At 66.5% G+C, this 23,553-nt stretch carries 25 protein-coding genes; 7 read left to right on the forward strand and 18 right to left on the reverse strand.

What is annotated here, in order from left to right:
• Positions 1-15: 15 nt before the first annotated feature.
• Together DFR39_RS15130 and DFR39_RS15135 are read right to left on the reverse strand one after the other, a co-directional pair.
• Positions 16-747 carry a DsbC family protein gene (locus tag DFR39_RS15130; protein ID WP_133604445.1) on the reverse strand — a complete coding sequence of 244 codons (732 nt, stop codon included), beginning with the start codon at positions 745-747 and terminating at the stop codon, positions 16-18.
• A 45-nt stretch (positions 748-792) separates the two neighbouring features.
• Positions 793-1,908, reverse strand: coding sequence for an FAD-dependent monooxygenase (locus DFR39_RS15135; RefSeq protein ID WP_133604446.1), 1,116 nt, complete (start codon positions 1,906-1,908; stop codon positions 793-795).
• Between the two features lie 65 nt (positions 1,909-1,973).
• Here DFR39_RS15135 and ychF point away from each other — a divergent pair, with 65 nt between their 5' ends.
• Positions 1,974-3,065 (forward strand): redox-regulated ATPase YchF, encoded by a 1,092-nt coding sequence (gene ychF, locus DFR39_RS15140; protein ID WP_133604447.1) that lies wholly within the window; start codon positions 1,974-1,976, stop codon positions 3,063-3,065.
• A gap of 42 nt (positions 3,066-3,107) precedes the next feature.
• On the opposite strand, the gene DFR39_RS15145 is transcribed toward ychF, so the two are convergent.
• Complete coding sequence (locus DFR39_RS15145; protein WP_133604449.1) at positions 3,108-3,941, reverse strand: HDOD domain-containing protein; 834 nt, start codon at positions 3,939-3,941, stop codon at positions 3,108-3,110.
• 188 nt (positions 3,942-4,129) lie between these two features.
• Positions 4,130-4,801, reverse strand: coding sequence for a MarC family protein (locus DFR39_RS15150; protein ID WP_246030852.1), 672 nt, complete (start codon positions 4,799-4,801; stop codon positions 4,130-4,132).
• 140 nt (positions 4,802-4,941) lie between these two features.
• Between DFR39_RS15150 and DFR39_RS15155 the strand changes: the two genes are divergently transcribed.
• The 3 genes from DFR39_RS15155 (at position 4,942) to rpoH (ending at position 9,776) form a co-directional block, all read left to right on the forward strand.
• Positions 4,942-8,088, forward strand: a complete 3,147-nt coding sequence (locus DFR39_RS15155) for a CHASE domain-containing protein (protein ID WP_162849544.1) — start codon at positions 4,942-4,944, stop codon at positions 8,086-8,088.
• A gap of 59 nt (positions 8,089-8,147) precedes the next feature.
• A complete protein-coding gene (locus DFR39_RS15160) occupies positions 8,148-8,648 on the forward strand; it encodes a chemotaxis protein CheW (RefSeq protein WP_133604452.1) in 501 nt (166 codons plus the stop codon).
• A gap of 210 nt (positions 8,649-8,858) precedes the next feature.
• Positions 8,859-9,776, forward strand: a complete 918-nt coding sequence (gene rpoH / locus DFR39_RS15165; protein WP_133604454.1) for an RNA polymerase sigma factor RpoH — start codon at positions 8,859-8,861, stop codon at positions 9,774-9,776.
• A 78-nt stretch (positions 9,777-9,854) separates the two neighbouring features.
• Here rpoH and DFR39_RS15170 read toward each other — a convergent pair whose 3' ends face one another.
• Genes DFR39_RS15170 through DFR39_RS15190 form a run of 5 tightly spaced genes read right to left on the reverse strand, consistent with a single transcriptional unit; the run spans position 9,855 to position 13,900 of the window.
• Positions 9,855-10,472: an SCO family protein gene (locus tag DFR39_RS15170; RefSeq protein ID WP_246030853.1), complete on the reverse strand. Its 618-nt coding sequence runs from the start codon at positions 10,470-10,472 to the stop codon at positions 9,855-9,857.
• 4 nt (positions 10,473-10,476) lie between these two features.
• A complete protein-coding gene (gene cyoE / locus DFR39_RS15175; RefSeq protein ID WP_133604456.1) occupies positions 10,477-11,388 on the reverse strand; it encodes a heme o synthase in 912 nt (303 codons plus the stop codon).
• Positions 11,385-12,512: a COX15/CtaA family protein gene (locus DFR39_RS15180; protein ID WP_133604458.1), complete on the reverse strand. Its 1,128-nt coding sequence runs from the start codon at positions 12,510-12,512 to the stop codon at positions 11,385-11,387. The genes cyoE and DFR39_RS15180 overlap by 4 nt, the downstream gene beginning before the upstream one ends.
• 7 nt (positions 12,513-12,519) lie before the next feature.
• A complete protein-coding gene (locus DFR39_RS15185; protein ID WP_133604459.1) occupies positions 12,520-13,224 on the reverse strand; it encodes an SCO family protein in 705 nt (234 codons plus the stop codon).
• Positions 13,178-13,900 carry an SURF1 family protein gene (locus tag DFR39_RS15190; RefSeq protein WP_133604461.1) on the reverse strand — a complete coding sequence of 241 codons (723 nt, stop codon included), beginning with the start codon at positions 13,898-13,900 and terminating at the stop codon, positions 13,178-13,180. Before DFR39_RS15190 ends, DFR39_RS15185 begins: the two co-directional genes overlap by 47 nt.
• Before the next feature lie 33 nt (positions 13,901-13,933).
• On the opposite strand from DFR39_RS15190, the gene DFR39_RS15195 reads away from it, so the two are divergent.
• Positions 13,934-14,143, forward strand: a complete 210-nt coding sequence (locus DFR39_RS15195; RefSeq protein ID WP_133604463.1) for a DUF2909 domain-containing protein — start codon at positions 13,934-13,936, stop codon at positions 14,141-14,143.
• A gap of 129 nt (positions 14,144-14,272) precedes the next feature.
• On the opposite strand, the gene DFR39_RS15200 is transcribed toward DFR39_RS15195, so the two are convergent.
• The 7 genes from DFR39_RS15200 to DFR39_RS15225 all read right to left on the reverse strand — a co-directional run bounded on the left by DFR39_RS15200 (position 14,273) and on the right by DFR39_RS15225 (position 20,235).
• Entirely contained in the window at positions 14,273-15,157 is an 885-nt protein-coding gene (locus DFR39_RS15200; RefSeq protein WP_133604465.1) for a cytochrome c oxidase subunit 3, read from the reverse strand.
• Positions 15,158-15,207: 50 nt separating this feature from the next.
• Entirely contained in the window at positions 15,208-15,447 is a 240-nt protein-coding gene (locus tag DFR39_RS15205) for a DUF2970 domain-containing protein (RefSeq protein ID WP_133604466.1), read from the reverse strand.
• Complete coding sequence (locus DFR39_RS15210) at positions 15,444-16,022, reverse strand: cytochrome c oxidase assembly protein (RefSeq protein ID WP_133604580.1); 579 nt, start codon at positions 16,020-16,022, stop codon at positions 15,444-15,446. The genes DFR39_RS15205 and DFR39_RS15210 overlap by 4 nt, the downstream gene beginning before the upstream one ends.
• Before the next feature lie 42 nt (positions 16,023-16,064).
• Positions 16,065-16,181 (reverse strand): cytochrome oxidase small assembly protein, encoded by a 117-nt coding sequence (locus tag DFR39_RS19980; RefSeq protein ID WP_211343881.1) that lies wholly within the window; start codon positions 16,179-16,181, stop codon positions 16,065-16,067.
• Positions 16,182-16,191: 10 nt separating this feature from the next.
• On the reverse strand, positions 16,192-17,823 hold the full coding sequence (gene ctaD, locus DFR39_RS15215; protein ID WP_133604468.1) for a cytochrome c oxidase subunit I: 1,632 nt from the start codon (positions 17,821-17,823) through the stop codon (positions 16,192-16,194).
• A 31-nt stretch (positions 17,824-17,854) separates the two neighbouring features.
• Complete coding sequence (coxB, locus tag DFR39_RS15220; RefSeq protein ID WP_133604582.1) at positions 17,855-19,030, reverse strand: cytochrome c oxidase subunit II; 1,176 nt, start codon at positions 19,028-19,030, stop codon at positions 17,855-17,857.
• A 281-nt stretch (positions 19,031-19,311) separates the two neighbouring features.
• Positions 19,312-20,235, reverse strand: a complete 924-nt coding sequence (locus tag DFR39_RS15225; RefSeq protein WP_133604469.1) for a class I SAM-dependent methyltransferase — start codon at positions 20,233-20,235, stop codon at positions 19,312-19,314.
• 21 nt (positions 20,236-20,256) lie between these two features.
• On the opposite strand from DFR39_RS15225, the gene DFR39_RS15230 reads away from it, so the two are divergent.
• Positions 20,257-21,009 (forward strand): ComF family protein, encoded by a 753-nt coding sequence (locus DFR39_RS15230; protein ID WP_133604471.1) that lies wholly within the window; start codon positions 20,257-20,259, stop codon positions 21,007-21,009.
• 22 nt (positions 21,010-21,031) lie between these two features.
• Positions 21,032-21,502 (forward strand): tRNA (uridine(34)/cytosine(34)/5-carboxymethylaminomethyluridine(34)-2'-O)-methyltransferase TrmL, encoded by a 471-nt coding sequence (trmL, locus tag DFR39_RS15235; RefSeq protein WP_133604473.1) that lies wholly within the window; start codon positions 21,032-21,034, stop codon positions 21,500-21,502.
• A 3-nt stretch (positions 21,503-21,505) separates the two neighbouring features.
• Here the strand turns inward: trmL and DFR39_RS15240 are convergent, their stop codons facing one another.
• The gene (locus tag DFR39_RS15240) at positions 21,506-22,477 is read right to left on the reverse strand and encodes a Bug family tripartite tricarboxylate transporter substrate binding protein (protein ID WP_246030854.1); all 972 of its coding nucleotides are present in this window, start codon (positions 22,475-22,477) and stop codon (positions 21,506-21,508) included.
• A gap of 22 nt (positions 22,478-22,499) precedes the next feature.
• On the reverse strand, positions 22,500-23,522 hold the full coding sequence (locus DFR39_RS15245) for an NAD(P)H-dependent glycerol-3-phosphate dehydrogenase (protein ID WP_133604477.1): 1,023 nt from the start codon (positions 23,520-23,522) through the stop codon (positions 22,500-22,502).
• Between the last annotated feature and the right edge of the window lie 31 nt (positions 23,523-23,553).

The raw sequence follows: 23,553 nt of genomic DNA on the forward strand, positions 1-23,553 counted from the left end.
GAGCGGGCCGTGGCCTCAGGAACCGGAGGCCGCCTTCAGCGCCGCCAGGCGACGCTCCAGCTGCTCGGCGCTGATGGCGCCCGGCACGCGGCTGCCATCCTCGAAGATCACGGCCGGCGTGCCATTGACCATATGCTTGCGCGCCAGCGCCAGATTGCGCTCCACGGCGGCATCGTCGCAACTCGCGGCCGCCTTGGGCGGCAGCTTGTTGTCCAGCATCCAGGCCAGCCAGGTGGCCTGCGAATCCTTGGCGCACCAGATATTGCGCGACTTCTCGGCCGAATCACCGCCCAGGATGGGAATCAGGAAGGTGTAGACCGTGATGTCCTTGAGCTCCTGCAGGCTGCGCTCGAAACGCTTGCAATAGCCGCAGTTCGGGTCGGCGAAGACGGCGATGCGACGCGTGCCCTTGCCGTTCTTCCAGACCAGGGCATCCTTGAGCGGCAGCGCGGAGAAATCGATCTGGTTGAGCTTGGCCAGACGCTCCTCGGTGAGATTGCGCCGCCCCTTCAGGTCGATCAGCTCGCCCTCGATCAGAAAGCTGCCGCTGGCATCGGTGTAGCGGATCTCATTGCCGGCGCGGATCTCCCACAGACCCGGCATGGCCGACTGGCGCACCTCGTCGAGCTTGGGCCAGTTGGGCATGCGCTCGGCGATGTTCTTGCGGATCTGGGCCTCGCTGGCCAAGGCCAGCGGTGCAGCGGCCAGAAGGCTCAGGGCCAGGGCCGTGTAGGTCAGAAGCTTCATATCGGGTGCTCGGTCGGGAGAGGAGAACGTAGGGGACGGGCCGCCTCAGGCGCCCAGGGCCCGCGCCGTCAGCCAGCGCTTCAGGGGCGGGAGTTGGTTCAGCAGGCCCATGCCACGGTTGCGCAGCTCGCGCAGACCCGGAGTCTCGCTCGCAAACAGGCGCAGCAGACCGTCGGTGAGCTCACCCATGGCCAGGGTGGGTGCCAGGCGCGCACGCTCATAGCGGCGCAGCAGGCGCTCGTCGCCCAGGGGGCGCCAGGCCTCGCGCTCGCGCAGCACCTGGGCCAGGGCGGCCACATCGGCCAGGCCCAGATTCAGCCCCTGACCGGCCAGGGGATGGACCACATGGGCCGCGTCGCCCAGCAGGGCCCAGCCGGGACCGCTGACGCGATCGGCCCGACCCAGACTCAGCGGCCAGGCGGCCCGGCCGCTGGCCAGGCGCAGCGGTCCCACGGCGCCCTCGGTGGCTTGCAGCAGGGCCGATTCGAATTCCGCCGGGCCGGCGGCCAGCAGTTCCTGGGCGCGCTCGCTGGGCAGGGACCAGACCAGGCCGTAGGAGCACTCGGCCTGCGGCCGCTCGAAGGGCAGCAGGGCCAGCACATCGGGAGCGCGGAACCACTGGCGGGCCCCCCCCTGATGCGGCTGCTCCACCACCAGGCGGGCGGCAATCGCCTGCTGGCCATAGCCATGTCGCTCAAAACGCACACCCAGGGCCTCGCGGGCCTCGGATTCCTTGCCCTCGCACAGGGCCGTCAGCGCCGCCGGCACCGGCGCGCTGACCCGTCGCACATGGGGCGCGAAGCTCAGGGCGGCGCCAAGCTGCTGTTCCAGGGTCGCGGCGTCCACAATATGGGCCAGCTCGCCCACGCCCTGCTGCCAGGCGGAGAAGGCCAGGCGGCCAGCGGCCTGGTCGCCGTGGATCTGCATCTCGTAGACGGGGCTCCAGGCCTCGCGCGGCAGGGTCTCCCAGACCCGCAGCTCGCGCAGCAGGGCCACCGAGCTGGCGTTCAGGGCATAGGTGCGCAGGTCTTCGCTGCGGGCCGGCTGTTCGCGGCCGAGCAGGGCCACGCGCAGGCCCTGGGCCGAGAGGGCCAGGGCCAGGGCGCGGCCCACACAGCCATCGCCGCGCACCAGCACATCGAACACTTCTCGCTCTTGCATGGGGGGCATTGTAGGCAGGCCGCTAAAATCCCCGTTTTACATCCGGCCCCCAGCGAAAGTCCCCCATGAGCCTCAAATGCGGCATCGTGGGCCTGCCCAATGTCGGCAAGTCCACTCTCTTCAACGCCCTGACCAAGGCCGGCATCGCCGCCGAGAACTATCCCTTCTGCACCATCGAGCCCAATGTGGGCGTGGTGGAGCTGCCAGACCCGCGCCTGCAGCAGCTGGCCGAGGTGGTCAAGCCCGAGCGCATCGTGCCGGCCATCGTGGAGTTCGTGGACATCGCCGGCCTGGTGGCGGGCGCCTCCAAGGGCGAAGGCCTGGGCAACCAGTTCCTCTCCCACATCCGCGAGACCGACGCCATCGTCAATGTGGTGCGCTGCTTCGAGGATCCGAATGTGATCCATGTGAACGGCAAGGTCGACCCGATCTCGGACATCGAGGTCATCCAGACCGAGCTCTGCCTGGCCGACCTGGGCACCGTGGACAAGAGCCTGGTGCGCTACAACAAGGTGGCCCGCGCCGGTGACAAGGAGGCGCAAGCCCTGGTCAAGGTGTTGGAGAAGTGCCAGGCGGCACTGAACGAGGCCAAGCCGGTGCGCTCCATCGACTTCAGCAAGGAAGAGCTGGTCCTGCTCAAGCCCCTGTGCCTGATCACGGCCAAGCCGGCCATGTTCGTGGGCAATGTGGCCGAGGACGGTTTCGAGAACAACCCCTTCCTGGACCGCCTCAAGGAATACGCCGCGGCCCAGAAGGGCCCGGTGGTGGCCATCTGCGCCAAGACCGAGGCCGAGCTGGCCGAGATGAGCGATGAAGACCGCGCCATGTTCCTGGCCGAGATGGGCCAGGACGAGCCGGGCCTGAACCGCCTGATCCGCGCCGGCTTCAGCCTGCTGGGTCTGCAGACCTACTTCACTGCCGGCGTGAAGGAAGTGCGCGCCTGGACCATCCATATCGGTGACACCGCGCCCCAGGCGGCCGGCGTGATCCACACCGACTTCGAGCGCGGCTTCATCCGCGCCCAGACCATCGCCTTCGAGGATTTCATCCAGTACAAGGGCGAGGCCGGGGCCAAGGAAGCCGGCAAGATGCGTGCCGAAGGCAAGGACTACGTCGTCAAGGACGGCGACGTGCTGAACTTCCTGTTCAACGTCTAAACCTGCGTGCAAGGGCCGGCAGCGTCGGCCCTTGCCACCGGTTCAATGCAAGAGGCTGTCCACATCGGCGCCCAGATCGCCGGCCGCCTCGATCTTGCTGCGCAAGAAGTCCAGATCCAGGTGCAGATGCGCCAGCAGCTCAGGCACGGCGACTTGCATGGCCTGTACCGGATCGTCATGGTGCTCGGCAGCATCGGCCAAGACCTCGGCCAGGTGCAGCACCGCGGCCATCAGTGAGAAGGGCTTGATCTCCAGCGGCGTGTTGGCATCTTTGAAGGCCTCGACCATCTTGTCCGGGAAGTGCCAGCGCTGGGCCAGCACGGCCGTCACATCGGCATGGGTGCAGCCGAAGCGATACATCTCCAGCGAGAAGCGGCTGCCCGGCTCGGCGGCATGAGCCTCCACATCGGCCACCAGGGCCGGCTCGCTCATGGCCATCAGCAACTGCCCCGTGCGCAGCATCAGGCCGGCCAGATAGGCGGTGTCCGCATCCAGTTGCAACACCCGCGAGAGCACACGGGCATAGCCGGCGGTCATGATGCCGTGGCGCCAGAACAGGGCCCGATCCAGACCTGACACCAAGGGGAACGCCCCGGAGATGCAGGCCGCCAGCGAAAGGTTGCGCAGCTTGTCCATGCCCAGGGCATGGGCCGCGTCCTCCAGGGTCGCCACATTGTGGGAGGGGCTGTAGTGCGCCGAGTTGGCGAGCCGCAGCACCTTGGCGGCCAGCGTGGAGTCCTTGCCCACCAGCTCGGCGATGGCAGCCAGGCTGATGTTCTCGTCGTCAAAGCTCTTCAGCAAACGACTGGCCACCTCGGGCATGGTGGGCAGGGCCTTGTGGTTCTTGGTGAAAAACTGTTCGGCAAGGGCGCTCACGACGATCTCCTTCGGTTCTGGGGATGATGTCCGGGCGGCCTCAGCATCGCCGTGGCCGTTGACCCAGTCTAGGCATATGCCGTCGCATGCGGAACCAGGACCCAGCGCTTCGGCGACAAGTCGGCCTGCCCTGTGCCAAACGCGCAACGCTCAGCTGCGGCGCGACGGCCGGGTGCCAGAGCTGCGCCTCAGGGCTGGAGCCCGTTCAGCTGGGCCCAGCCCGTCCACATGATCTGCAGGCCGATGCACAGCAGCAAAAAGGCCATGAGACGCGTCAACACCAGGGTGCCCACCTCGCCCAGCTTGGCCATCAGTACCACCGAGTTGCGGTAAAGCAGATAGATCAGACCCACGGTCAGCGTGGCACCCAGCATCGCCACGCCCGCACCAGCCAGGTAGAGCGCCGGCGTGCGGGGCAGACCGGCGCCGATGGCGATGGCCGCCGCGATGGTGCCCGGCCCGGTGGTCAGGGGAAAGGTGATGGGAAAGAAGCTGCGGCGCACCAGCTCGCTCTGCGACAGGCCGCCGGACTGGGAGCGCCGCACCGCCTCCTGCACCGAGTCGTCATCGCTACGACTGAGCATGCGCCAGCCGGAGCTGGCGACCAGAAGGCCGCCGCCTATGCGCACTATGGGCAGGGAAATGCCAAACAAATCCAGCACATAGGTGCCCACAAGCATGGAGCCGACGATGACAAACCAGCAGTTGATGGCCACCTGTCGGGCCAACTGCCGATTGACCAAGGGGTCGGTCCCGGCCGTCATGCTGAACACCGGGGCGCTGCTGAAGGGGTTCATGATGGGCAGCAGGGTGAGCGGCACCAGGAACAGGGCGTGCAGAAGATCGCTCAGCAGGGGCATGCGGAATCCCTCGGGGTCGGTGGGGCTGGCGCATCCTACTGCAAGCCCCCGCTCGGGGCATGCAGGTCCCGCGCGGTCATGCCCCCTTACATGGGCATGGCGTCTCTGGGCTAGGATGGGCTTCAGCGATTCATCCCGCCATGCCACAGCCGTACCCCCTGCTTCGTAGCTGGCCCCTGCAAGCCCTGGCGCTGGCCCTGGTCTACGCCGGACTGGGCTTGCTGGCGACTCAGCTGCGCCTCCCTCCCAACTACGCCGCCCCGATCTACCCCTCGGCGGGGCTGGCGCTGGCTGCGGTGCTGGTGCTGGGCTACCGCATGGCAGCGGGTGTGTGGCTGGGCTCGGTGCTGGTCAACCTCTGGCTGGCCTGGTCGGCGGGGCGGCAAGCCGGCCTGCTGCCCCTGGTCCTGGCATTGGGTGCCGCCTTGCAAGCCGTGGCGGGCGCCTATCTGGTCAAACGCTTTGTCGCCGCCGCACCGGCGCTGACCGAGCCACGCGAGCTGGGACGCTTCTACCTTCTGGGCGCCGCCCTGGCCTGCCTGGTGAGTTCCAGCGTGGGGTCGGCATCCCTGCTGGCCCTGGGAGAGATTCCCCCCGAGCGCTGGCTCAGCAACTGGGCGGCGTGGTGGGTGGGCGACACCATGGGCGTGCTGATTGGCGCGCCGCTGACTCTGTGTCTGCTGGCGCATCCTCGTGAGGCATGGGTCGGACGTCGCCGCAACGTCGCCCTCCCCATATTGTTCACAACCCTGCTGATGGGACTGGGCACCTACCAGCTGGTGCAGTGGGACGAGCGCCGGGAGCTGGACCTGTTCGAGCGTGAGGCCAGCACGGCTGGCACGGCCATGGAGCACGCCTTGCGCGAACCGCTGGGCGCCCTGGAGGCGACCCGGGGGCTGCTGCTGGTGGCGCCGGGCCTGTCACGCCAGGATTTCGAGCGCGGCACCGCGGCGCTACTTCGAGCCGATGGCGATCTGCGCGCCCTGGGCTGGGCCCAGCGGGTACCGCGTGATGCGCTGCAGGCCCTGGAAAAGAGCGCTCGCCTGGACGGCCTGCCCGACTATCGGGTCCATGACCGCCGCCGCCAGGGCGATCTGGCGCCGCCAGCGGACGAGGATATGGTGGCCATCCGGCTGATCGAGCCCCTGTCGCGGAATGCGCCCGCCCTGGGCGTGAACATCCGCTCCATCCCGGCCGCACGCGCGGCGCTTGAACGTGCGCTTGAGAGCGGCCGGCCCGCCGTAACCGCCGGCTTCCAGCTGTCCCAGGACAGTGCAACGGCCATTGGTGTGGTGGCCTACCAGGCGCTCTATCCGCAGGGCGCGGCCACCGGAACGCCCGCTCAGGCCCGCGGCGTCGTCTTTGCCACACTGCGTCCGGACCTGATGCTGCAGCGCATCGCCAAGACCATGCCCGAGGCTCTGGAGTTGTGCCTGATCGATCGAGAACCGGGCGCGGCCCAGGTCCGCCTTGCCGGACCCACGGGATGCGAGCGGCCGCCGCAGGGCAGCGAGCAGCACCGGCGGCCCCTGCGCTTTGCGGACCGACACTGGGAGTTTCTGGTGTACGCCCCCCAGGGACTGGGCGGCCGCACCGGGTATGGGAGCTGGGCCTTCGCCAGCGTTGGCCTGGTGAGCACCGCCTTGCTGGGCGCTCTGTTGCTGACGGTGACCGGGCGCGCCCGCCGGGTGGAGGCCCTGGTGGCACAGCGCACCACGGCGCTGGAACACGAGGTGGCGCAGCGCGAGGCCGCAGCAGCAGCCCTCAGCGCCAGCGAGCAGAGGCTGCGCTCCATCTTCGAGCAGGCGCCGATCGGCATCTTCTTCACCGATCTGGAAGGACATCCCCAGGAGGTAAATCCCCATTTCTGTCGTCTGCTGGGATACAGCGCCAAGGAACTGCGGGCCATGCGCACGCTCACATTCACCCACCCCGATGATCAAGAGGAGGATATGCGTCTGGCGGGTGAGCTGATCGCCGGTCGCAGCGAGATGTATCGATGCGAGACGCGCTACATCACCCGTGCCGGAGACACCCTGCACGTGCGGACCCGGGTCAGCCTGCTGCGCGATGCGCAAGGCCAGCCAGGCCGCCTGGTCGGTGTGGTGGAGGACATCAGCGATCAGCTGCGCATGCGGGCGCTGGAACAGGCTCGCGAGGCAGCGGAGGCGGCCAATCGGGCCAAAAACGAGTTTCTCTCGCGCATGAGTCACGAGCTGCGCACACCGCTCAATGCCATGCTGGGTTTCACCCAGCTGATGGATCTGGACCGCGAGCACCCTCTGTCGGAGCGCCAGCGCGGCTGGACCGCCCAAGTGCAGCAGGCGGGATGGCATCTGCTGCACATGATTGACGACATCCTCGACCTGTCCCGCATCGAGTCGGGCGCCCTGCGCCTGGAGCTGCAGGCGCAGAACCTGCCGGCCCTGCTGGACGATGCCCTGGCCCTGGTGGAGAAGCAAGCCGCCGCCGGGCAGATCAGCATCGAGAAGCAGCTGGACCCGCAAGCGGGCTATGCCCTGGGTGATGCGACCCGCATTCGCCAAGTGCTGACCAACTTGCTCAGCAATGCCATCAAGTACAACGTTCAGGGCGGACGGGTGCAGCTGAGCTCGCGGCGAGCCGATGAAGCCTATGTGGAGCTGAGTGTGACCGATACCGGGCTGGGTCTGAACCCGGCCCAGCTCGCCGCCCTGTTCCAGCCCTTCAACCGGCTGGGCCGGGAGCACAGTGGCACGGAGGGCACGGGCATTGGCCTGGTCATCTGCCAAAGGCTGATGGAGCTCATGGGCGGGCGGCTCACGGTGAGTTCCAGCGAGGGCCGTGGCTCGACCTTCACCCTGCGCTTCCCCCTGGCGACGCCAGCCAGCCCCCTACCCGCGGCGCCCGCCCTGGACAGCGCGTCGCCAGCAGCCGTGCCGAGCCGGCGCGTGCTCTATATCGAGGACAACGCGGCCAATATCGAAGTCATGCGCGGCATCTTCGCCCAGCGGCCCCAGTTCTCGCTGCAGGTCTGCGAGGACGGTGCCAGCGGGCTGGCCGCAGCGCTGGACGCGCCCCCGGATTTACTGCTGCTGGACATGCAGCTGCCCGACACCGATGGGCTGGCCCTGCTGGCCCGGCTGCGCAAGCATGCGGCGTGCGCCACGCTGCCCGTGGTGGCCGTCTCGGCCAATGCCTTGCCCGAGCAGATTGAACGCAGCCGGGCCGCCGGCATCCGGCATTACCTGAGCAAACCCCTGGACGTCCGTGAACTGTTGAAGCTGCTGGACCAGCTGCTGGCCTAAACCACTGCAGGCTCGCGTCCAAGCCATGCACAATAGGCACTCAAGCCCTCCCGACCATCATGAGCTCCACCGAACTCGCCCCAGCACCCTCGACCGCCCTGGTCACCACCGCAGCCACCGACACGGTGAGGCAATGCCTGACCTTCCGCGTTGGCGCCGAGGAATACGGCATCGACATCCTGAAGGTTCAGGAAATCCGCTCCTACGAGAGTCCGACCCGGATCGCGAATGCGCCGCCCTTTGTGAAGGGCGTGGTCAATCTGCGGGGGGTGATCGTGCCCATCGTGGACCTTCGTCTGCGCCTGGGTCAAGCCGCGGAGTACAACGGCTTCACCGTGGTGATCATCCTGAACGTGCTGGGCCGCGTGATCGGCGTTGTGGTGGACTCGGTGTCCGATGTGCTGGAACTGGGCACCGACACCATCAAGCCGCCGCCCGAGATGGGCGCCGCCATCGATGCCCGGCACATCACCGGGCTGGGCCGCATCGGCGACCGCATGCTCATCCTGCTCGATATCGAGCGCATGGTGGCCAGCCCTGATTTCGGTCTGGTCGACTGAGTCCATACCGGGCCCCAAGCCCGCAGCCCTGGCTGCTCTTGGCCCGAGCGCCAGGCTTCATGCGGGCTAGAGCGTTAGTAAACACCAACGCGGCGGGCAGTCACATCACGTCGCCGCGAGCCTGTGTGTCCGCACTTAGCACTCTCTTCGGTAGAGTGCTAATATAAGCATGTCGGGAGCCCTGGGCTCCCACTGGCTGGAGGATATGGAATGAGCAACCCCACCGCACTGGCTGTTCGCGACCCTTGGGCACTGGTTCCCTCGCTTGGCAATCTGGACGCCTACATCTCGGCCGTCAACCGCCTGCCGATGCTGACGCCCGAGGAGGAGCTGTCCTTTGCCCGCCGGCTGCGCGAGAGCGGTGATCTGGAGGCTGCGGGCCGCCTGGTGCTCTCGCATCTGCGCCTGGTGGTGTCGATCTCGCGCCAGTATCTGGGCTACGGCCTGCCCCAGGGCGATCTGATCCAGGAAGGCAATGTGGGCCTGATGAAGGCCGTCAAGCGCTACGACCCCGAGCAGGGCGTGCGCCTGGTCAGCTATGCCATGCACTGGATCAAGGCCGAGATCCACGAGTACATCCTGAAGAACTGGCGCATGGTCAAGGTCGCCACGACCAAGGCCCAGCGCAAGCTCTTCTTCAATCTGCGCTCCATGAAGCACAGCCTCAAGGAAGAGGCGGCCGAGGGCCAGACCCATCGCAACACGCTCACCGAAAGCGAGCTGGAGCATGTGGCGCGCGAGCTGAACGTCAAGCGCGAGGAAGTGCTGGAGATGGAAACCCGCATGGCGGGTGGCGATGTGGCCCTGGAGCCCCAGGGCGAGGACGACGGCGAGCAGGCCTTCGCCCCGATCGCCTATCTGGCCGATGAGCGTCATGAACCGACCCGCGTGCTGGAGTCCCGCAGCCGCGACGAGCTGGCCGGCAACGGCCTTGCCCGCGCCCTGGATGTGCTGGACGAACGCAGCCGCCGCATCGTCGAGGAGCGCTGGCTCAAGGTGAACGACGACAACTCGGGCGGCATGACCCTGCACGAGCTGGCGGCCGAGTACGGCGTCTCTGCCGAGCGCATCCGCCAGATCGAGGTGGCCGCCATGAAGAAGATGAAGAAGGCCCTGGTCGCCGCCTGATCTCGGCGCCCTGCCCCACCCAAGAAAAAGCCCCGGCATGCCGGGGCTTTGTTCATTCCGAGGCGGCCGTGGGCGGTCTTACTTCTCGGCCAGCAGCAGCTTGATATCGTCCACCAGGGCCTGGGCGCCCGAGCCATAGCGCGAGAACACGCGCACCCGGCCCTGGGTGTCGAAGATGAAGCTGGCCGCCGTGTGGTCGATGGTGTACGACCCTTCGGTCTTGCCCGGCACCTTGGAATAGAAGACCTTGAACTCCTTGGCCACGGCCTTGGTCTGCTCCTCGCTGCCGCGCAGGGCCACAAAGCTGGGATCAAAGCTCTGCAAATAGGCCTTGAGCAGCTCGGGCGTATCGCGCTCAGGGTCCACCGTGACAAAGATGCCCTGCACCCGCTCACCATCCGGCCCCAGGGCCTTCTTCACCTGGGCCAGCTCGGCCAGGGTGGTGGGGCAGACATCCGGACACTGGGTGAAGCCGAAGAACACCACCAGGACCTTGCCCTTGAAGTCGCCCAGGGTGCGCTCGCGGCCATCCTGATCGGGCAGTTTGAGCTCGCGCGCATAGGCTGCGCCGGTGAGGTCGATGCCCTTGAAGGCGGGCTTGCTGGCCCTGTCGCAGCCGGCCAGCAGGGCAAGAAGCCCGGCCGCGGCGGCCGAGAGCATGAGCCGGCGTGCCGGCTGGAGGACGGAGTTCTTCATGGCATCAGGCCCACAGGGGCGTCAGATAGTGGTCCAGCAGCAGGGCCGCAAACAGCAGCGAGAGGTGCCAGATGGAGAAGCGGAAGGTGGCACGCGCCAGCTCGTCCGAGTACTGGCGCCACAGCCGCCAAGCGTAGTGGCAAAAGCGCAGTCCCAGCACCAGGGCCGCGGCCAGGTAGATCCAGCCGCTCATGCCGGTCAGGAAGGGCAGCAGGGTGGCGGCCAGCAGCACCCAGGTGTAGAGCAGCACCTGCAGCCGGGTGAACTCCGAACCGTGAGTTACCGGCAGCATGGGCAGGCCGGCCTTGGCATAGTCCTCGGTACGGTACAGGGCCAAGGCCCAGAAATGCGGCGGAGTCCACAGGAAGATGATCAGGCACAGCATCAGGGCCTCCGGGCCCACCTCGCCCCGCAGGGCGGCCCAGCCCAGCACCGGCGGCATGGCCCCCGAGGCGCCGCCGATCACGATGTTCTGAGGCGTCAGTGGCTTGAGGATCACGGTGTAGATCACCGCATAGCCCACGAAAGTGGCAAAGGTCAGCCACATGGTCAGCGGGTTGACCCAGACCCACAAAATGGCCGAGCCCAGTGCGCACAGCAGGGCGGAGAAGGCCAGGGTCTGCGGCCGGCTGAGCTCACCCTTGGCCGTGGGCCGCCAAGCGGTGCGTTTCATCTTGGCGTCGATATGCTCTTCGATCAGGCAGTTGAAGGCGGCGGCCGCGCCTGCCACCAGCCAGATGCCTGCCGTGGCGGCAAGAATCACGCCCCACTCGGGCCCGCTGGGCCAGCCGGGAATGGCCAGGGCCATGCCGATCACGGCGCAGAACACAATCAGCTGCACCACGCGTGGCTTGGTGAGCTGGTAGAACTGGCGCCAGCGCGAGGCCTGCGTCGCAACAAGAGAAGCTTGATTCATAGGGGACCGGGATGCACGGCGCCCTGCCTGAGGCGCGCCAACAGAAAACTCAGCAAGGTGAGCAGCGCCGCAGCGCCGCCGGTGTGGGCCAGGGCGGCCAGCAGGGGCCAGTCCAGCACCACATTGGACAGGCCGCTGAGCAGCTGCCACGCAGCCAGCCCCAGCAGCCAGACGCCCCAAGGCCGGGCCTCGGCACCGCTGCGCCAGAGGCCCCAGGCCACGCCGACCAGCACCGCCAGCAGGACCACGGCCCCCAGGCGGTGCGCCATGTGGATGGCCGTCAGTGCGGCAAACGACAGCAGGCCACCCTCGGCGTTCTCGCCCAGAGCGCGCCAGAGCGTGAAGCCCTGTTCAAAGTCCATGGCGGGCCACCACTGGCCGGCATGGCACTGCGGAAACGCGTCGCAGGCGAGAACGGCGTAATTGGTGCTGACCCAGCCGCCCAGGGCCACCTGGGCCACGGTCAGCACAAACAAGACCAGCACTGCGCGGCGCAGGCCCGAGCCCAGCCGCAAGGGCCGCGGCGCATAGGCCTGCGCCTGCCAGGCCAGCAGGACGAGCAGCCCCAGGCCGCCCAGCAGGTGCAAGGTCACAATGGCCGGAAACAGCTTCATGGTGACCGTCAGCGCGCCAAACGCGCCCTGCATGCAGACCCAGACCAGGGTCAGCGTGGACCACCAGGGCGAAACCAGGCTGCCGGCCTGACGGCGCTGGCGCCAGCTCTGGATGCAGAGCACCAGGATCAGAAAGCCCACCCCACTGGCCAGGTAGCGATGGATCATCTCGATCCAGGCCTTGCTGTGAGTGACCGGCCCGGTGGGCATGGCCGTCTGGGCAGCCTGGATCTCGCCACGCGCACCCAGGGGGCTGAACTGTCCATAGCAACCCGGCCAGTCCGGGCAGCCCAGGCCCGAGTCGGTCAGGCGGGTGAATGCGCCAAAGATGACCAGATCAAAGGTCAGGAACAGCGTCAGCAGGGTCAGGGCACGCAGGCGCTCCGGACTGCCGGCGCGGGCCCGCGAGCGCAGGCGCAGCCACAGCAGGGGCGCGCCGCCCACCAGGGCGCCAAAGGCAAGCAGCTGGGCCAGCGGCGCCAGATTGACCAGATCGACGGAAGCATCCATGAGAATCTCAGCGCCCCGGCTGGTCCCAGGAAGCGCTGGCCTTGAGCAGGCGGCTCAGATCGCGCTTGAGCTTGGAGGGCTCGGGGTTCGAAGGGGCTCTCAACATCCAGCGCCCCATGGGATCCATCAGAAAGAAGTGATCCTGCAGCCCCTGCCCCGCGGCCGGCTTGAGCCAGGCCTGCAGCTGTTCGCGCGGCAGGCGCAGCACCGTGACGCCCACGCCCTGGGCCAGCGCCTCGCGCAGGGCCGCCGAGGGCTCAGGCGCGTCCTCGGGCAGCAGCAGCAGCTTGTCGACCTTGTCCCGCTCCTTGCCCAGCATCTCGCGCAGCTGTCGCTGGGTATAGAGCCGGTGCTCGCAGGCGCTGTCGCAGGCCTGTTCCTGCACCAGGGTGAGCAGCCACTGGCCCTTGAGGCTCTCGGCCGGCACGCTCTGGCCCTTCAGGTCTTGCAGCTGCAGCGTCGGCAGCTCGATCGGCGGATGGATCAGCTCGCCATAAGCCTTGCCCTGGGGCTTGAACACATAGAAGGTCAGATAGGAGGCGACGACCGGCGCTGCGCAGGCCAAGACGACCAGCAGCATCCAGAGGCGGCCACGCAGCGTTCGCTGCGACTCAGCCATGCTTCTGGGATCGGGCAGGCTGTGCACGGTCAGGGTCAGGCCCTGATCAGCGAGCTTGTCGGCGGCGGGGACGGATGAGTTGGAACCAGACATAAAGACCCAGGATCAAGGCGCCTAGCGCGAACCATTGAAAGGCATAGCCGTAGTGTTTCTGCACACCGGCATCAGGCGCCGGCCAATCGCGGAGCAGGCCATCCGTACCCGCCAACGCATCCCCTTGTTGCAGCACGGTCAGCGGCAGCAAGGGGCGACGAATCTCTTGGGCAAATGCCACGGCGTCGAGATTCTGCCGGATACGTCCGCCCCCTGCCTCGCCAAGCTGATAAAGCCGGGTCGGGGCCTCAATCAGACGCCCCTCGATTTCCACCTCGGCGGACTGCTGGGGCAGCTCGGGCAGGCGCTCGCGATCCCGGGCATCCCGCGGCAGCCAGCCGCGCTGTACCAGGATGGCCTCGTTGCGACCCACCAGTTGCAGGGGCGTGATCACATAAAAGCCGGTGCGCCCGGCCATGGGCCGGTTCTCCAGGTACACGGTATGCGCATCCAACCAATGGCCGCGCAAACGCACCCGCCGCTGCAACTGCTCGCGGGCCTGCGGCGGCGCAGCGACCAGCTCGACGGCGGACAGCGGCGCCCGCTTGGCCTGGGCCTGTTGCGCCTGCAGCAGGGCGGTTTTCTGGGCCGCCCGATCCAGCTGCCACCAACCCAGCCGCAAGGCCAGCCCCAGGCTCAGCACCGTGGCCAGCAGGATCAGGGCTCGCCCCCTCATGTCTGATCGACCCTGGTGGAATAATCCCACGTCATGAAATTCGTCCTTCTGCTTGCTTTGCTTGGCATTGTCGGCGCCCTGGGGGCGGCGGGCCTGTTCATGCTCAGGCGCAGCAAGGGCCGCAGCAGCATGGCTCGCGCCCTGGCGCTGCGTGTGGCCCTGTCGGTGGCGCTCTTCCTCTTCATCCTGCTGAGCTACTACATGGGCTGGATCAAGCCCACGGGCGTGCCTCTGGGCCGCTGAAACAAGAAACGCCGCACAACGCGGCGTTTGCTGCATTTCCCCCAGCGACACCCGAGGATCCGGCTTGGCCGGGCCTGCGGGTGTGCCCCCTTCAGGGGGCCGGCGCAGCCGGTAGGGGGTGGGCCGTCCTTACATCCAGTAGACGACGATGTACAGGCCGAGCCAGACCACGTCCACAAAGTGCCAGTACCAAGCCGCACCTTCAAAGCCGAAGTGGCGCTCGGGCGTGAAATGGCCCTTGTGAAGGCGCAGCGTGATGAAGAGCAGCATCAGCATGCCCACGAACACATGGAAACCGTGGAAGCCGGTCAGCATGAAGAAGGTGGAGCCAAAGATGCCGGAGTTGAGCTTGAGGTTCAGGTCGTTGTAGGCATGGGCGTACTCATAGCCCTGGACGACCAGGAAGATGGCGCCCAGGATCACCGTCATCCACATGAAGGCGATGGTCCTGCCCCGGTTGCCGGCGATCAGCGCGTGGTGCGCAATCGTCAGCGTCACGCCCGAGGTCAGCAGCAGGGCCGTGTTGATGGTGGGCAGGGGCCAGGGGCCGATAGTGCTGAAGGGCTCCACCGTGCCGCCAGGCGCGGCCGTTGCACCGGCCGAAACGCTGGGCCACAGGGCCTTGAAGTCGGGCCACAGCAGGGCATGTTCATGATTGCCCAGTGTGGGCACCGAGTGCACCCGCGCCCAGTACAAGGCACCGAAGAAGGCGGCGAAGAACATCACCTCCGAAAAGATGAACCAGCCCATGCTCCAGCGGAAGGAGACGTCGATGCGGTCGCTGTAAAGCCCGCCCTCGCTCTCGCGAATGGCATCGCCAAACCACTGCTTGAGCACAAAGGCCCACCACAGCAAGCCAAAGAGCAGCGAGTAGGCGCCCCACTGGTGGCCGTTGATCCACTGGCCCGCCCCCAGGATCACGAAGAACAGACCGATAGAGGCCATCACCGGATGCCGCGAAGGGCCGGGCACGAAATAGTAAGGGGTTGCTCCGTGGGGAGTCGCTGCCGACATCTGTTTCTCCTCGAACTAAATCAATCAGTCCTGCTAGATCCTCGATCCGCTCATGCTCCAGCGACGCCGCTGCTGATCACCCAGTTGACCAGCCACACCAGCACCAGCACGAACAGCGCAGCCCCGATGACACCGGCGATGATCACATGCACCGGATTCAGCTGAGCTACATCCCTGTCATAGTCGGCGCGCCTGCGCACACCGAAAAAGGCCCAGGCAATCGCCTTGACCGTCTGCAAGAAGGAACTCGGCCGAGCCGCAGCTTCCTTCAGATCCTGCCCCGGCTTCATAGCCGAGGCTGGGCTACCACCGCAGCCTGCTTTTGACCCTTGCCGGCCACCTCGAAGAAGGTGTAGGAAAGGGTGATCGTCTTCACATCGCGCGGTAGCTTGGGGTCGATGACAAAGGCCACCGGCCACTGCTTGGTCTCACCGGGTGCCAATGTGTACTCGTTGAAACAGAAGCACTCCAGCTTGTTGAAGTGGGATGTGGCCTGCTTCGGCGCGTAGCTCGGGATCGCCTGGGCGGACATGATCTTGTTCTGCACATTGCGGAACTCGTACATGACCGTGGTCAGCTCGCCCGGATGCACCTCCACATGGTTGACGGCCGGCTTAAAGTCCCAGGGGCCGCGGGCATTGGCATCGAACTCCACCGTGATCTTGCGGCTGTAATCGATCTGGCTGTTCTTCAGATCACTGGCCTTGATCACGTGCTGACGCTCGGAGAGCGACAGCACATTGATGCCAAGCGCCGTGCAGATGGCGTTGTAGAGCGGCACCAGGGCATAGCCGAAGCCAAACATCAGCAACACGATCACGCACAGCTTGCCCACCATGAGCCGGTTCTCCTGGCGCAGGGCCAGGGACATCCAACCGGGTTTGGGTGCGCTGCTCATACCGGAACCTCAGGCCCCCAAGAGGGCAATCTTGGCCACGAAGCCCAGGGCAAACACCGCGGCCACCGAGGCCAGAACCAGGGCCAGACGCAGATTGCTCTTGCGCTGCTGCGGATTGATGGCCATGACTTGCTCCTCAGCCCACGACCTTGGTCGCGGTGGCATCCAGCTTGGGCGGGTTCTCAAAGGTATGGAAGGGGGCCGGCGAAGGCACTTCCCACTCCAGACCCTCGGCCGCTTCCCAGGGCTTCTGCGGCGCCTTCTCACCCTTGCCGCGCATCATGGGCACGACCACGAAGAGGAAGAAGTAGACCTGCATCAGACCGAAGCCGAAGGCGCCGATGGACGCGATCATGTTGAAGTCGGCGAACTGCAGCGGGTAGTCGGCGTAGCGGCGCGGCATACCGGCCAGGCCGAGGAAGTGCATGGGGAAGAAGGTGATGTTGAAGAAGATCAGCGAGCCCCAGAAGTGGATCTTGCCGCGGGTCTCCGAATACATCACGCCGGTCCACTTGGGGCCCCAGTAGTAGACGCCGGCAAACAGGGCGTACAGGGAGCCGGCCACCAGCACATAGTGGAAGTGCGCCACCACGTAATAGGTGTCCTGGATCTGGATGTCGATGGGAGCGACCGCGCAGATCAGGCCGGTGAAGCCACCCATGGTGAACACGAAGATGAAGCCCACGGCCCACAGCATCGGGGTCTCGAAGGTCATGGAGCCGCGCCACATCGTGGCCAGCCAGTTGAAGATCTTCACACCGGTAGGAACCGCGATCAGCATGGTCGCGTACATGAAGAACAGCTGGCCCGTCACCGGCATGCCGGTGGCGAACATGTGGTGAGCCCAGACGATGAAGGACAGGATGGCGATGGAGGCCGTGGCATACACCATGGAGGCATAGCCGAACAGGCGCTTGCGGGCGAAGGCCGGCACGATCTGGCTGATGATGCCGAAGGCCGGCAGGATCATGATGTAGACCTCGGGGTGGCCGAAGAACCAGAAGATGTGCTGGTACATCACCGGGTCACCGCCGCCCGCGGGGTTGAAGAAGCTGGTGCCGAAGTGGCGGTCGGTCAGCGTCATCGTGATGGCACCGGCCAGCACAGGCATCACCGCGATCAGCAGATAGGCCGTGATCAGCCAGGTCCAGGCGAACATCGGCATCTTCATCAAGGTCATGCCCGGGGCGCGCATGTTCAGGATGGTGACGATGATGTTGATCGAGCCCATGATGGACGAGGCGCCCAGGATGTGCATCGCAAAGATGCCAGCATCCATGGAGGGGCCCATCTGCAGGGTCAGCGGCGCGTACAGCGTCCAGCCGGCGGCCGGTGCGCCGCCGGGCATGAAGAAGCTCCCCACCAGCATGATGGCCGCGGGGATCATCAGCCAGAAGCTGAAGTTGTTCATGCGCGCGAAGGCCATGTCGCTGGCGCCGATCTGCAGCGGGATCATCCAGTTCGCGAAGCCCACGAAGGCCGGCATGATGGCGCCGAACACCATGATCAGGCCGTGCATGGTGGTGAGCTGGTTGAAGAGCTCGGGGTTCACGAACTGCAGGCCGGGCTGGAACAGCTCGGCGCGGATCAGCAGCGCGAGGATGCCCCCCACCATGAGCATGGTGAAGGAGAACAGCAGGTAAAGCGTCCCGATGTCCTTGTGGTTGGTGGCGAAGACCCAGCGACGCCAGCCCGTGGGGGCATGGTGGTGGTCGTCATGGTGGTCGTGAACGCCGCCGTGGCCGTGATGGTCAAGCACTGCACTCATCTTGCTTTCCTCTTTCTGGACGTTCAGACGCTTACTTGCGGGCAGCCACGATCTCGGCCGGCTGCACCAACTGACCGGTCTTGTTGGACCAGCTGTTCTTGGTGTACGTGATCACGGCAGCGATCTCGGTGTCGGACAACTGCTTCCACGCCGGCATGGCGCCATTGGCAGCACCGTTGAGCATGACCTGGATCTGCTTGCTCTTGTCGTCGGACAGGACCAGGGCCGACTTGTCCAAGGCCTTGATGGGGCCGGCACCGGTGCCGTCGGCCTTGTGGCAGGCCGCGCAGTTGGCGGCATAGACCTTCTCACCACGGGCCACCAGGGCCGCCAGCTCCCAGACCTTGCTCGGATCATCGGCCTTGGCGGCCATTTCCTTCTTCTTGCCGTCGACCCACTTGCTGTAGTCCTCGGCCGAGACCACCTTCACGTGGATGGGCATATAGGCGTGCTCCTTGCCGCAGAGCTCGGCGCACTGACCGTAGTAGTCGCCCACCTTCTCGGCCTTGAACCAGGTGTCGCGCACAAAGCCGGGGATGGCATCCTGCTTGACGCCGAAGGCCGGCACCATCCAGGCATGGATCACATCATTGGCCGTGGTGATGATGCGCACCTTCTTGCCCACAGGCACGACCAGGGGGTTGTCCACCTTGAGCAGGTAGTTGTCGCCTTCGGGCTTGCCGGCATCCGACATCTCGCGCTGGGCGGCGTCCAGGGTGGCCAGGAAGCCGATGCCCTCGCCCTCGCCCTTCAGATAGTCATAGCCCCACTTCCACTGATAGCCGGTGGCCTTGATGGTGAGGTCGGCATTGGTGGTGTCCTTCATGGCCACCACGACCTTGGTGGCCGGCAGGGCCATCAGGATCACGATGATGAAGGGCACCACGGTCCAGGCGATCTCGACCTTGACGCTCTCGTGGAAGTTGGCCGGCACCGCGCCGCGGCTCTTGCGGTGCTTGAAGATGGAATAGAACATGACGCCGAAGACGGCGACGAAGATGACCAGGCAAATGACCAGCATCATGTTGTGCAGCCACATCTGGTCCGCGGCAATGCGGGTGACCGGCTCATGCAGGTTCAGCTGATTGACCTTGGGCCCACCCGGCAGGTCATTCACGGCCAGGGCAGCCTGGCTGGCCAACGTGGCTGCGAGGCCTCCCGCCAGTCGGCTGATACAGCGCCCCAGCGGATGCACTCGTGCGTTCATCATCGTCATGGTCGTCACTTCTGTTTCAAATTCAGCCCATGAGGTTCACGGCACCGCATCACAGCGCAGCGCCGCCAACCCCTTCGCGTTTTCCACCGAGATCTGATCCATGTACACACCCGCGGGTGCTACATACAACTGTCGCGCCGGTCATCAGGACCTCTGACCTGCGTCAAGCACGAACCACAGATCAGCTGGCAGGGATCCGATCGATGAGGAATTTTAGCCCCTGCCCCCCTGATATCCCCGTGGTCTTTGCCCCGGCTAGGTGCATGTACTGATTAGGGTTTGGCCGAGCCCCGCACCATGTTGCGCATCTGATCCAGCGAGACGCGGGTTTCCCCGCTCACCGCCAGCCGTGGGGCCGGTTTAAAGGCATGACCGTAGACCAGTTCCAGACTCAGTCGCAGGCGGCCATCGGGCCCGCGCAATGACTCCAGGGCATCCAGCAGACGGTTCCGCCAGGCCCGGCTGCGCAGACCCTCGAATCGCAGGGGCGAGAGATTGCCACCCAGAGCGCGCAAATCCGCCAGGGCCTTGGCCGGATCACCCCAGGTCAGGCTGATGCGCTCCTGGTCCATCACCGGGTCGGCAAAGCCGGCGTGCACCAACATATCGCCCACATCGTGCATATCGATCCACTCCGGCCCGGCGCTGGCCCACCCCAGGCGTTCGTAGAGCTGACGCAGCTCGCGCCAGCTGTCGGGCCCCAGGCAGGAGAACATCACGAAACCGTCCACGGCCAGGGCGCGCTGCCACAAGCGCAGCAAGGCCTCGGGATCCGGGCTCAGGTGCAGATACATATTGGCCCACAGCAGCTCGGCCGTGCCCTCGGGCACCTCGCCGGGCAGCCAGACCTCGACCGGCTCGCGCCCGCGCAGGGCGGCCCAGAAGCCACCCTTGCCTTGGGTCGCCTGGCTGCGCTCCCGCAAGGCCGACAAAGGCTCGCTGCGCAGCTGGCGCGCCTGGGGATAGGCCTCGCGCAGCAGGGCGTCGCTGGCCCCCAGATGGGCCGACCACTGCAGCACCCGCTGCGGCTGCAACTTGATCAGGGGCAGGCGCTCGGCCATGCGGCGGGCGATATCGGCATGCAGCCAGGGCGGTTCGGCCGAGGTCGCGAGCCGCCGCAGATGGCGACTCAGGGCGGTGGCATCGATCTGCTGGCTGGGCGGACGCTGGGCGGGCGCGGGGGCGGGGGACGACATGGGCGCCGAGTATATTGAGCCATGGAGCCCAGCGCCCTTCGCCCCGCCAAACCCTCGCTGCTCGAGCGGGCGCTGGCTCGCTGCCCTGGCCAATGCCTGGTGTGCCGCAGCTGGTCGAAGCAGCGCGTCTGCCAGCTCTGCCTGGATCGCTATACACGCCCCGCCCTGCGCTGCACGAGCTGCGGCCTGCGCCTACCCGCGGCAACCCTGGGCGGAATCCAGCATGCGTCCCCGCAATGTGGCCGCTGCCTGCAGCAGCCCCCACCGCTGGACCGCTGCATCGCGGCCCTGGACTATGCCTTCCCCTGGGACCATCTCTTGCTCCGGTACAAATTCCAGCAGGCCCTGCATCTGGGTGGGGCGCTGCTGCAATGCCTGGAGGCCGCCCTGGATCGCGAGCAGGCGCAGGCACCCGATCTATTGCTGCCCGTGCCACTGTCGACCGAGCGCCTGCGTGAGCGCGGCTACAACCAGAGCCTGGAACTCGCCCGCCCCCTGGCGCGGCGGCGAGGCTTGAACTGCGAGGCCAAGCTCTTGCTGCGCCTGCGCGATACTGCACACCAACTCAAGCTGCCCGCCGAGCAGCGGGCCGCCAATGTGCGGCACGCTTTTGCGCTGGAGCCGCAACAAGCCGGGCGGCTGCGCGGCGCCCATGTGGCCCTGCTGGATGATGTGATGACCACCGGGGCCACCCTGCACGAGCTGGCCCGCCTGCTCAGGAGAGCCGGCGCCACCCGCATCCAGGCCTGGGTGCTGGCGCGCACCGCTGAGTAGGCCTGCCCCAACAACTCACGCCATGTTCAACATCGTTCTGGTCCACCCCGAAATACCGCCCAACACCGGCAATGTGATCCGCCTGGCCGCCAACACCGGCTGCAGCCTGCACCTGATCGAGCCCCTGGGCTTCTCCATGGAGGACAGGCTGCTGCAGCGCGCCGGTCTGGACTATCACGAGTACACCCCGGTCAAGCGTCACGCCGACTGGCAGAGCTTTCTGAGCGAGGCCAAGCCAGACACCGAACGCATGTTTGCCTTCACGACACGCGGCAGCCAGCCTTTCGCCAAGGTGGCATGGCGCCCTGGCGACTGGCTTGTCTTCGGATCGGAAACCGCTGGCCTGCCGCCGGCCCTGCGCGACAGCTTCCCCACGGCACAACGGGTGCGCCTGCCCATGCGCCCGGATCAGCGCAGTCTGAACCTCAGCAATAGCGTGGCCGTCACCGTGTTCGAGGCCTGGCGCCAGAACGGCTACGCGGGTAGCGTCTGAGCCTTACTCGGCTTGCACACCGGCCGCCTTGATCATCTGCCCCCAGCGTTCGCGCTCGGTCTTCATCAGACTGGCCAGACCTTCGGGTGAACTCGCAGCGGCACTGAAGTACTGACTCAGCATCTTGGCGCGCACCTCATCGCTCTTGATCACCTTGACCAACTCCGCGGAGAGACGCTGCACGATGGGGGCCGACGTCCTGGCCGGTGCCAGCATGGCCTGCCAGGAAATCGCCTCAAAACCAGCGTAACCCAACTCCGCCAAGGTCTGCAGCTCGGGCAGGGAAGCGACGCGCCCCGCGCTGGTCACCGCCAGGGCCTTGAGCTTGCCGGCCCGCACCTGCCCCATGGCAATACCCGGCACCATGAAACCGGCATGCACCTGACCGGCCAGTATGGCGTTCACCACCTGCGGGAAGCCCTGGTAGGGCACATGGGTCATCTCGAAACCGGCACGGGTGCGGAAGGACTCCATGGCCAGATGCGCCGCACTGCCATTGCCCACGCTGCCATAGTTGAGCTGCCCCTTCTTCTCCTTGGCCAGGCGCACAAAGTCCGCCAAGCTGTTCACCCCCAGCTTGGGGTCGACCACCAGCACATTGGGGCTGGTTGCCACCAGACCAATGGGCTGCAGGTCCTTGACCGGGTTGTAGGGCAATTGCTTGGTCAGCAGGGGCGCGGTGACCAGGGGCCCTTGGATGGTGAACAGCAGGGTGTAGCCATCCGGTTCGGCCTTGGCGACGGCACCGGTGCCGATATTGCCGCCAGCCCCGGGCTGGTTGACGATGACCAGGGGCTGACCCAGGGCCTGCCCCAGAGGCTCGGCCACGGCACGGGCAATGATGTCGGGCGAACTGCCACCGGGGAAGGGAACGACCAGCTTGATGGGCCGGGCCGGCCAGGCCTGGGCCAGGACGGGCAGACTGGCCGCAAGAGGCGCAAGCGCGGCGGCCTGCAGCAGGGATCGACGTTGCATCGGGGGCACCTTCTTCATCAGATCAATGTTCGGATCGGGACTCGCGACTCATCAGACGCTCGACCGCCGCCACCGGACCCAGCCGGCCCTGCAGCACCTCGACAACCGCCGCCGTGATGGGCGTCTCCACCCCCAAGGCGCGGGCGCGCTCCAGCACGGTCGGCGCACTGTAGACGCCTTCGGACACATGGCCCAGCTCATTCAGGATCTGGGCCAGGGGCTTGCCGGCCGCCAAGCTCAGACCCACCTGGCGGTTGCGGGAGAGGTCGCCGGTGGCCGTCAGCACCAGATCCCCCATGCCCGAGAGCCCCATAAAGGTCTCGGTGCGCGCCCCCAGGGCCAGACCCAGGCGAAGCATCTCCGCCAGGCCACGCGTGATCAGCGCGGCACGGGCGTTCAGACCCGGCACACCGTCCAGCGCGGCACGACCGGAGCGCTCGGCCTGCAGCCGCAGACCGTCGGCGATGCCCACAGCAATGGCCATCACGTTCTTGACCGCGCCGCCCACCTCAACGCCCACCGGGTCGGCCGAGGTGTAGACCCGCAGGCGCTCGCTATGAAAGGCCTGCACGGCGCATTGCGCCAGTCCGGCATCGCCACAGGCGGCCACCAGGGCCGTGGGCTGACCGGCGGCCACTTCCTGCGCAAAGCTCGGCCCCGACAAAATGCCCGCCACCAGATCGGGACGGATCTCGCGCACGATCTCATGACCCAGCCGTCCACTGCCGGCCTCGAAACCCTTGCACAGCCAGAACACGCGCGCACCCGACGGCATCTGCGCCAACATGCCGCGCAGTCCGGCCATGGGCGTGGCGATCACGATCAAGCCCTGGGAGCCATGCGCCAGCGCCAGCCCCAGCTGATGCTGCAGCGCCAAACCTTGCGGAAGGGGGACACCCGGCAGATAGCGGCTGTTGCAGCCCTCTCGCTGCATCTGCTCGCAGGCGGCGGCATCGCGCGCCCACAGCAAGACCTCGTGCCGCGCCGCGGCTTGTATGGCCAGCGCCGTACCCCAGGCTCCGGCGCCAAGAACTGCAATCTTCATTTCGGGCTCGCTCGATGGCAAAACGCCCCCG

The sequence above is a fragment of the Roseateles asaccharophilus genome (assembly GCF_004362405.1).
Taxonomy (GTDB): Bacteria; Pseudomonadota; Gammaproteobacteria; order Burkholderiales; family Burkholderiaceae_C; genus Kinneretia; species Kinneretia asaccharophila.

Coding starts and splice junctions, on each gene's coding strand:
- DFR39_RS15180 (WP_133604458.1), bottom strand. CDS start 12,512: ATGGATGCTTCCGTCGATCTGGTCAATCTGGCGCCGCTGGCCCAGCTG.
- DFR39_RS15205 (WP_133604466.1), bottom strand. CDS start 15,447: ATGAAGCCGGGGCAGGATCTGAAGGAAGCTGCGGCTCGGCCGAGTTCC.
- ctaD (WP_133604468.1), bottom strand. CDS start 17,823: ATGAGTGCAGTGCTTGACCATCACGGCCACGGCGGCGTTCACGACCAC.
- DFR39_RS15245 (WP_133604477.1), bottom strand. CDS start 23,522: ATGAAGATTGCAGTTCTTGGCGCCGGAGCCTGGGGTACGGCGCTGGCC.
- DFR39_RS15150 (WP_246030852.1), bottom strand. CDS start 4,801: ATGCCCCTGCTGAGCGATCTTCTGCACGCCCTGTTCCTGGTGCCGCTC.
- DFR39_RS15130 (WP_133604445.1), bottom strand. CDS start 747: ATGAAGCTTCTGACCTACACGGCCCTGGCCCTGAGCCTTCTGGCCGCT.
- trmL (WP_133604473.1), top strand. CDS start 21,032: ATGTTCAACATCGTTCTGGTCCACCCCGAAATACCGCCCAACACCGGC.
- DFR39_RS15135 (WP_133604446.1), bottom strand. CDS start 1,908: ATGCAAGAGCGAGAAGTGTTCGATGTGCTGGTGCGCGGCGATGGCTGT.
- DFR39_RS15200 (WP_133604465.1), bottom strand. CDS start 15,157: ATGTCGGCAGCGACTCCCCACGGAGCAACCCCTTACTATTTCGTGCCC.
- DFR39_RS15230 (WP_133604471.1), top strand. CDS start 20,257: ATGGAGCCCAGCGCCCTTCGCCCCGCCAAACCCTCGCTGCTCGAGCGG.
- DFR39_RS15190 (WP_133604461.1), bottom strand. CDS start 13,900: ATGAGGGGGCGAGCCCTGATCCTGCTGGCCACGGTGCTGAGCCTGGGG.
- rpoH (WP_133604454.1), top strand. CDS start 8,859: ATGAGCAACCCCACCGCACTGGCTGTTCGCGACCCTTGGGCACTGGTT.
- cyoE (WP_133604456.1), bottom strand. CDS start 11,388: ATGAATCAAGCTTCTCTTGTTGCGACGCAGGCCTCGCGCTGGCGCCAG.
- DFR39_RS15170 (WP_246030853.1), bottom strand. CDS start 10,472: ATGAAGAACTCCGTCCTCCAGCCGGCACGCCGGCTCATGCTCTCGGCC.
- DFR39_RS15160 (WP_133604452.1), top strand. CDS start 8,148: ATGAGCTCCACCGAACTCGCCCCAGCACCCTCGACCGCCCTGGTCACC.
- DFR39_RS15195 (WP_133604463.1), top strand. CDS start 13,934: ATGAAATTCGTCCTTCTGCTTGCTTTGCTTGGCATTGTCGGCGCCCTG.
- coxB (WP_133604582.1), bottom strand. CDS start 19,030: ATGAACGCACGAGTGCATCCGCTGGGGCGCTGTATCAGCCGACTGGCG.
- ychF (WP_133604447.1), top strand. CDS start 1,974: ATGAGCCTCAAATGCGGCATCGTGGGCCTGCCCAATGTCGGCAAGTCC.
- DFR39_RS15240 (WP_246030854.1), bottom strand. CDS start 22,477: ATGCAACGTCGATCCCTGCTGCAGGCCGCCGCGCTTGCGCCTCTTGCG.
- DFR39_RS15155 (WP_162849544.1), top strand. CDS start 4,942: ATGCCACAGCCGTACCCCCTGCTTCGTAGCTGGCCCCTGCAAGCCCTG.
- DFR39_RS15185 (WP_133604459.1), bottom strand. CDS start 13,224: ATGTCTGGTTCCAACTCATCCGTCCCCGCCGCCGACAAGCTCGCTGAT.
- DFR39_RS19980 (WP_211343881.1), bottom strand. CDS start 16,181: ATGGCCATCAATCCGCAGCAGCGCAAGAGCAATCTGCGTCTGGCCCTG.
- DFR39_RS15225 (WP_133604469.1), bottom strand. CDS start 20,235: ATGTCGTCCCCCGCCCCCGCGCCCGCCCAGCGTCCGCCCAGCCAGCAG.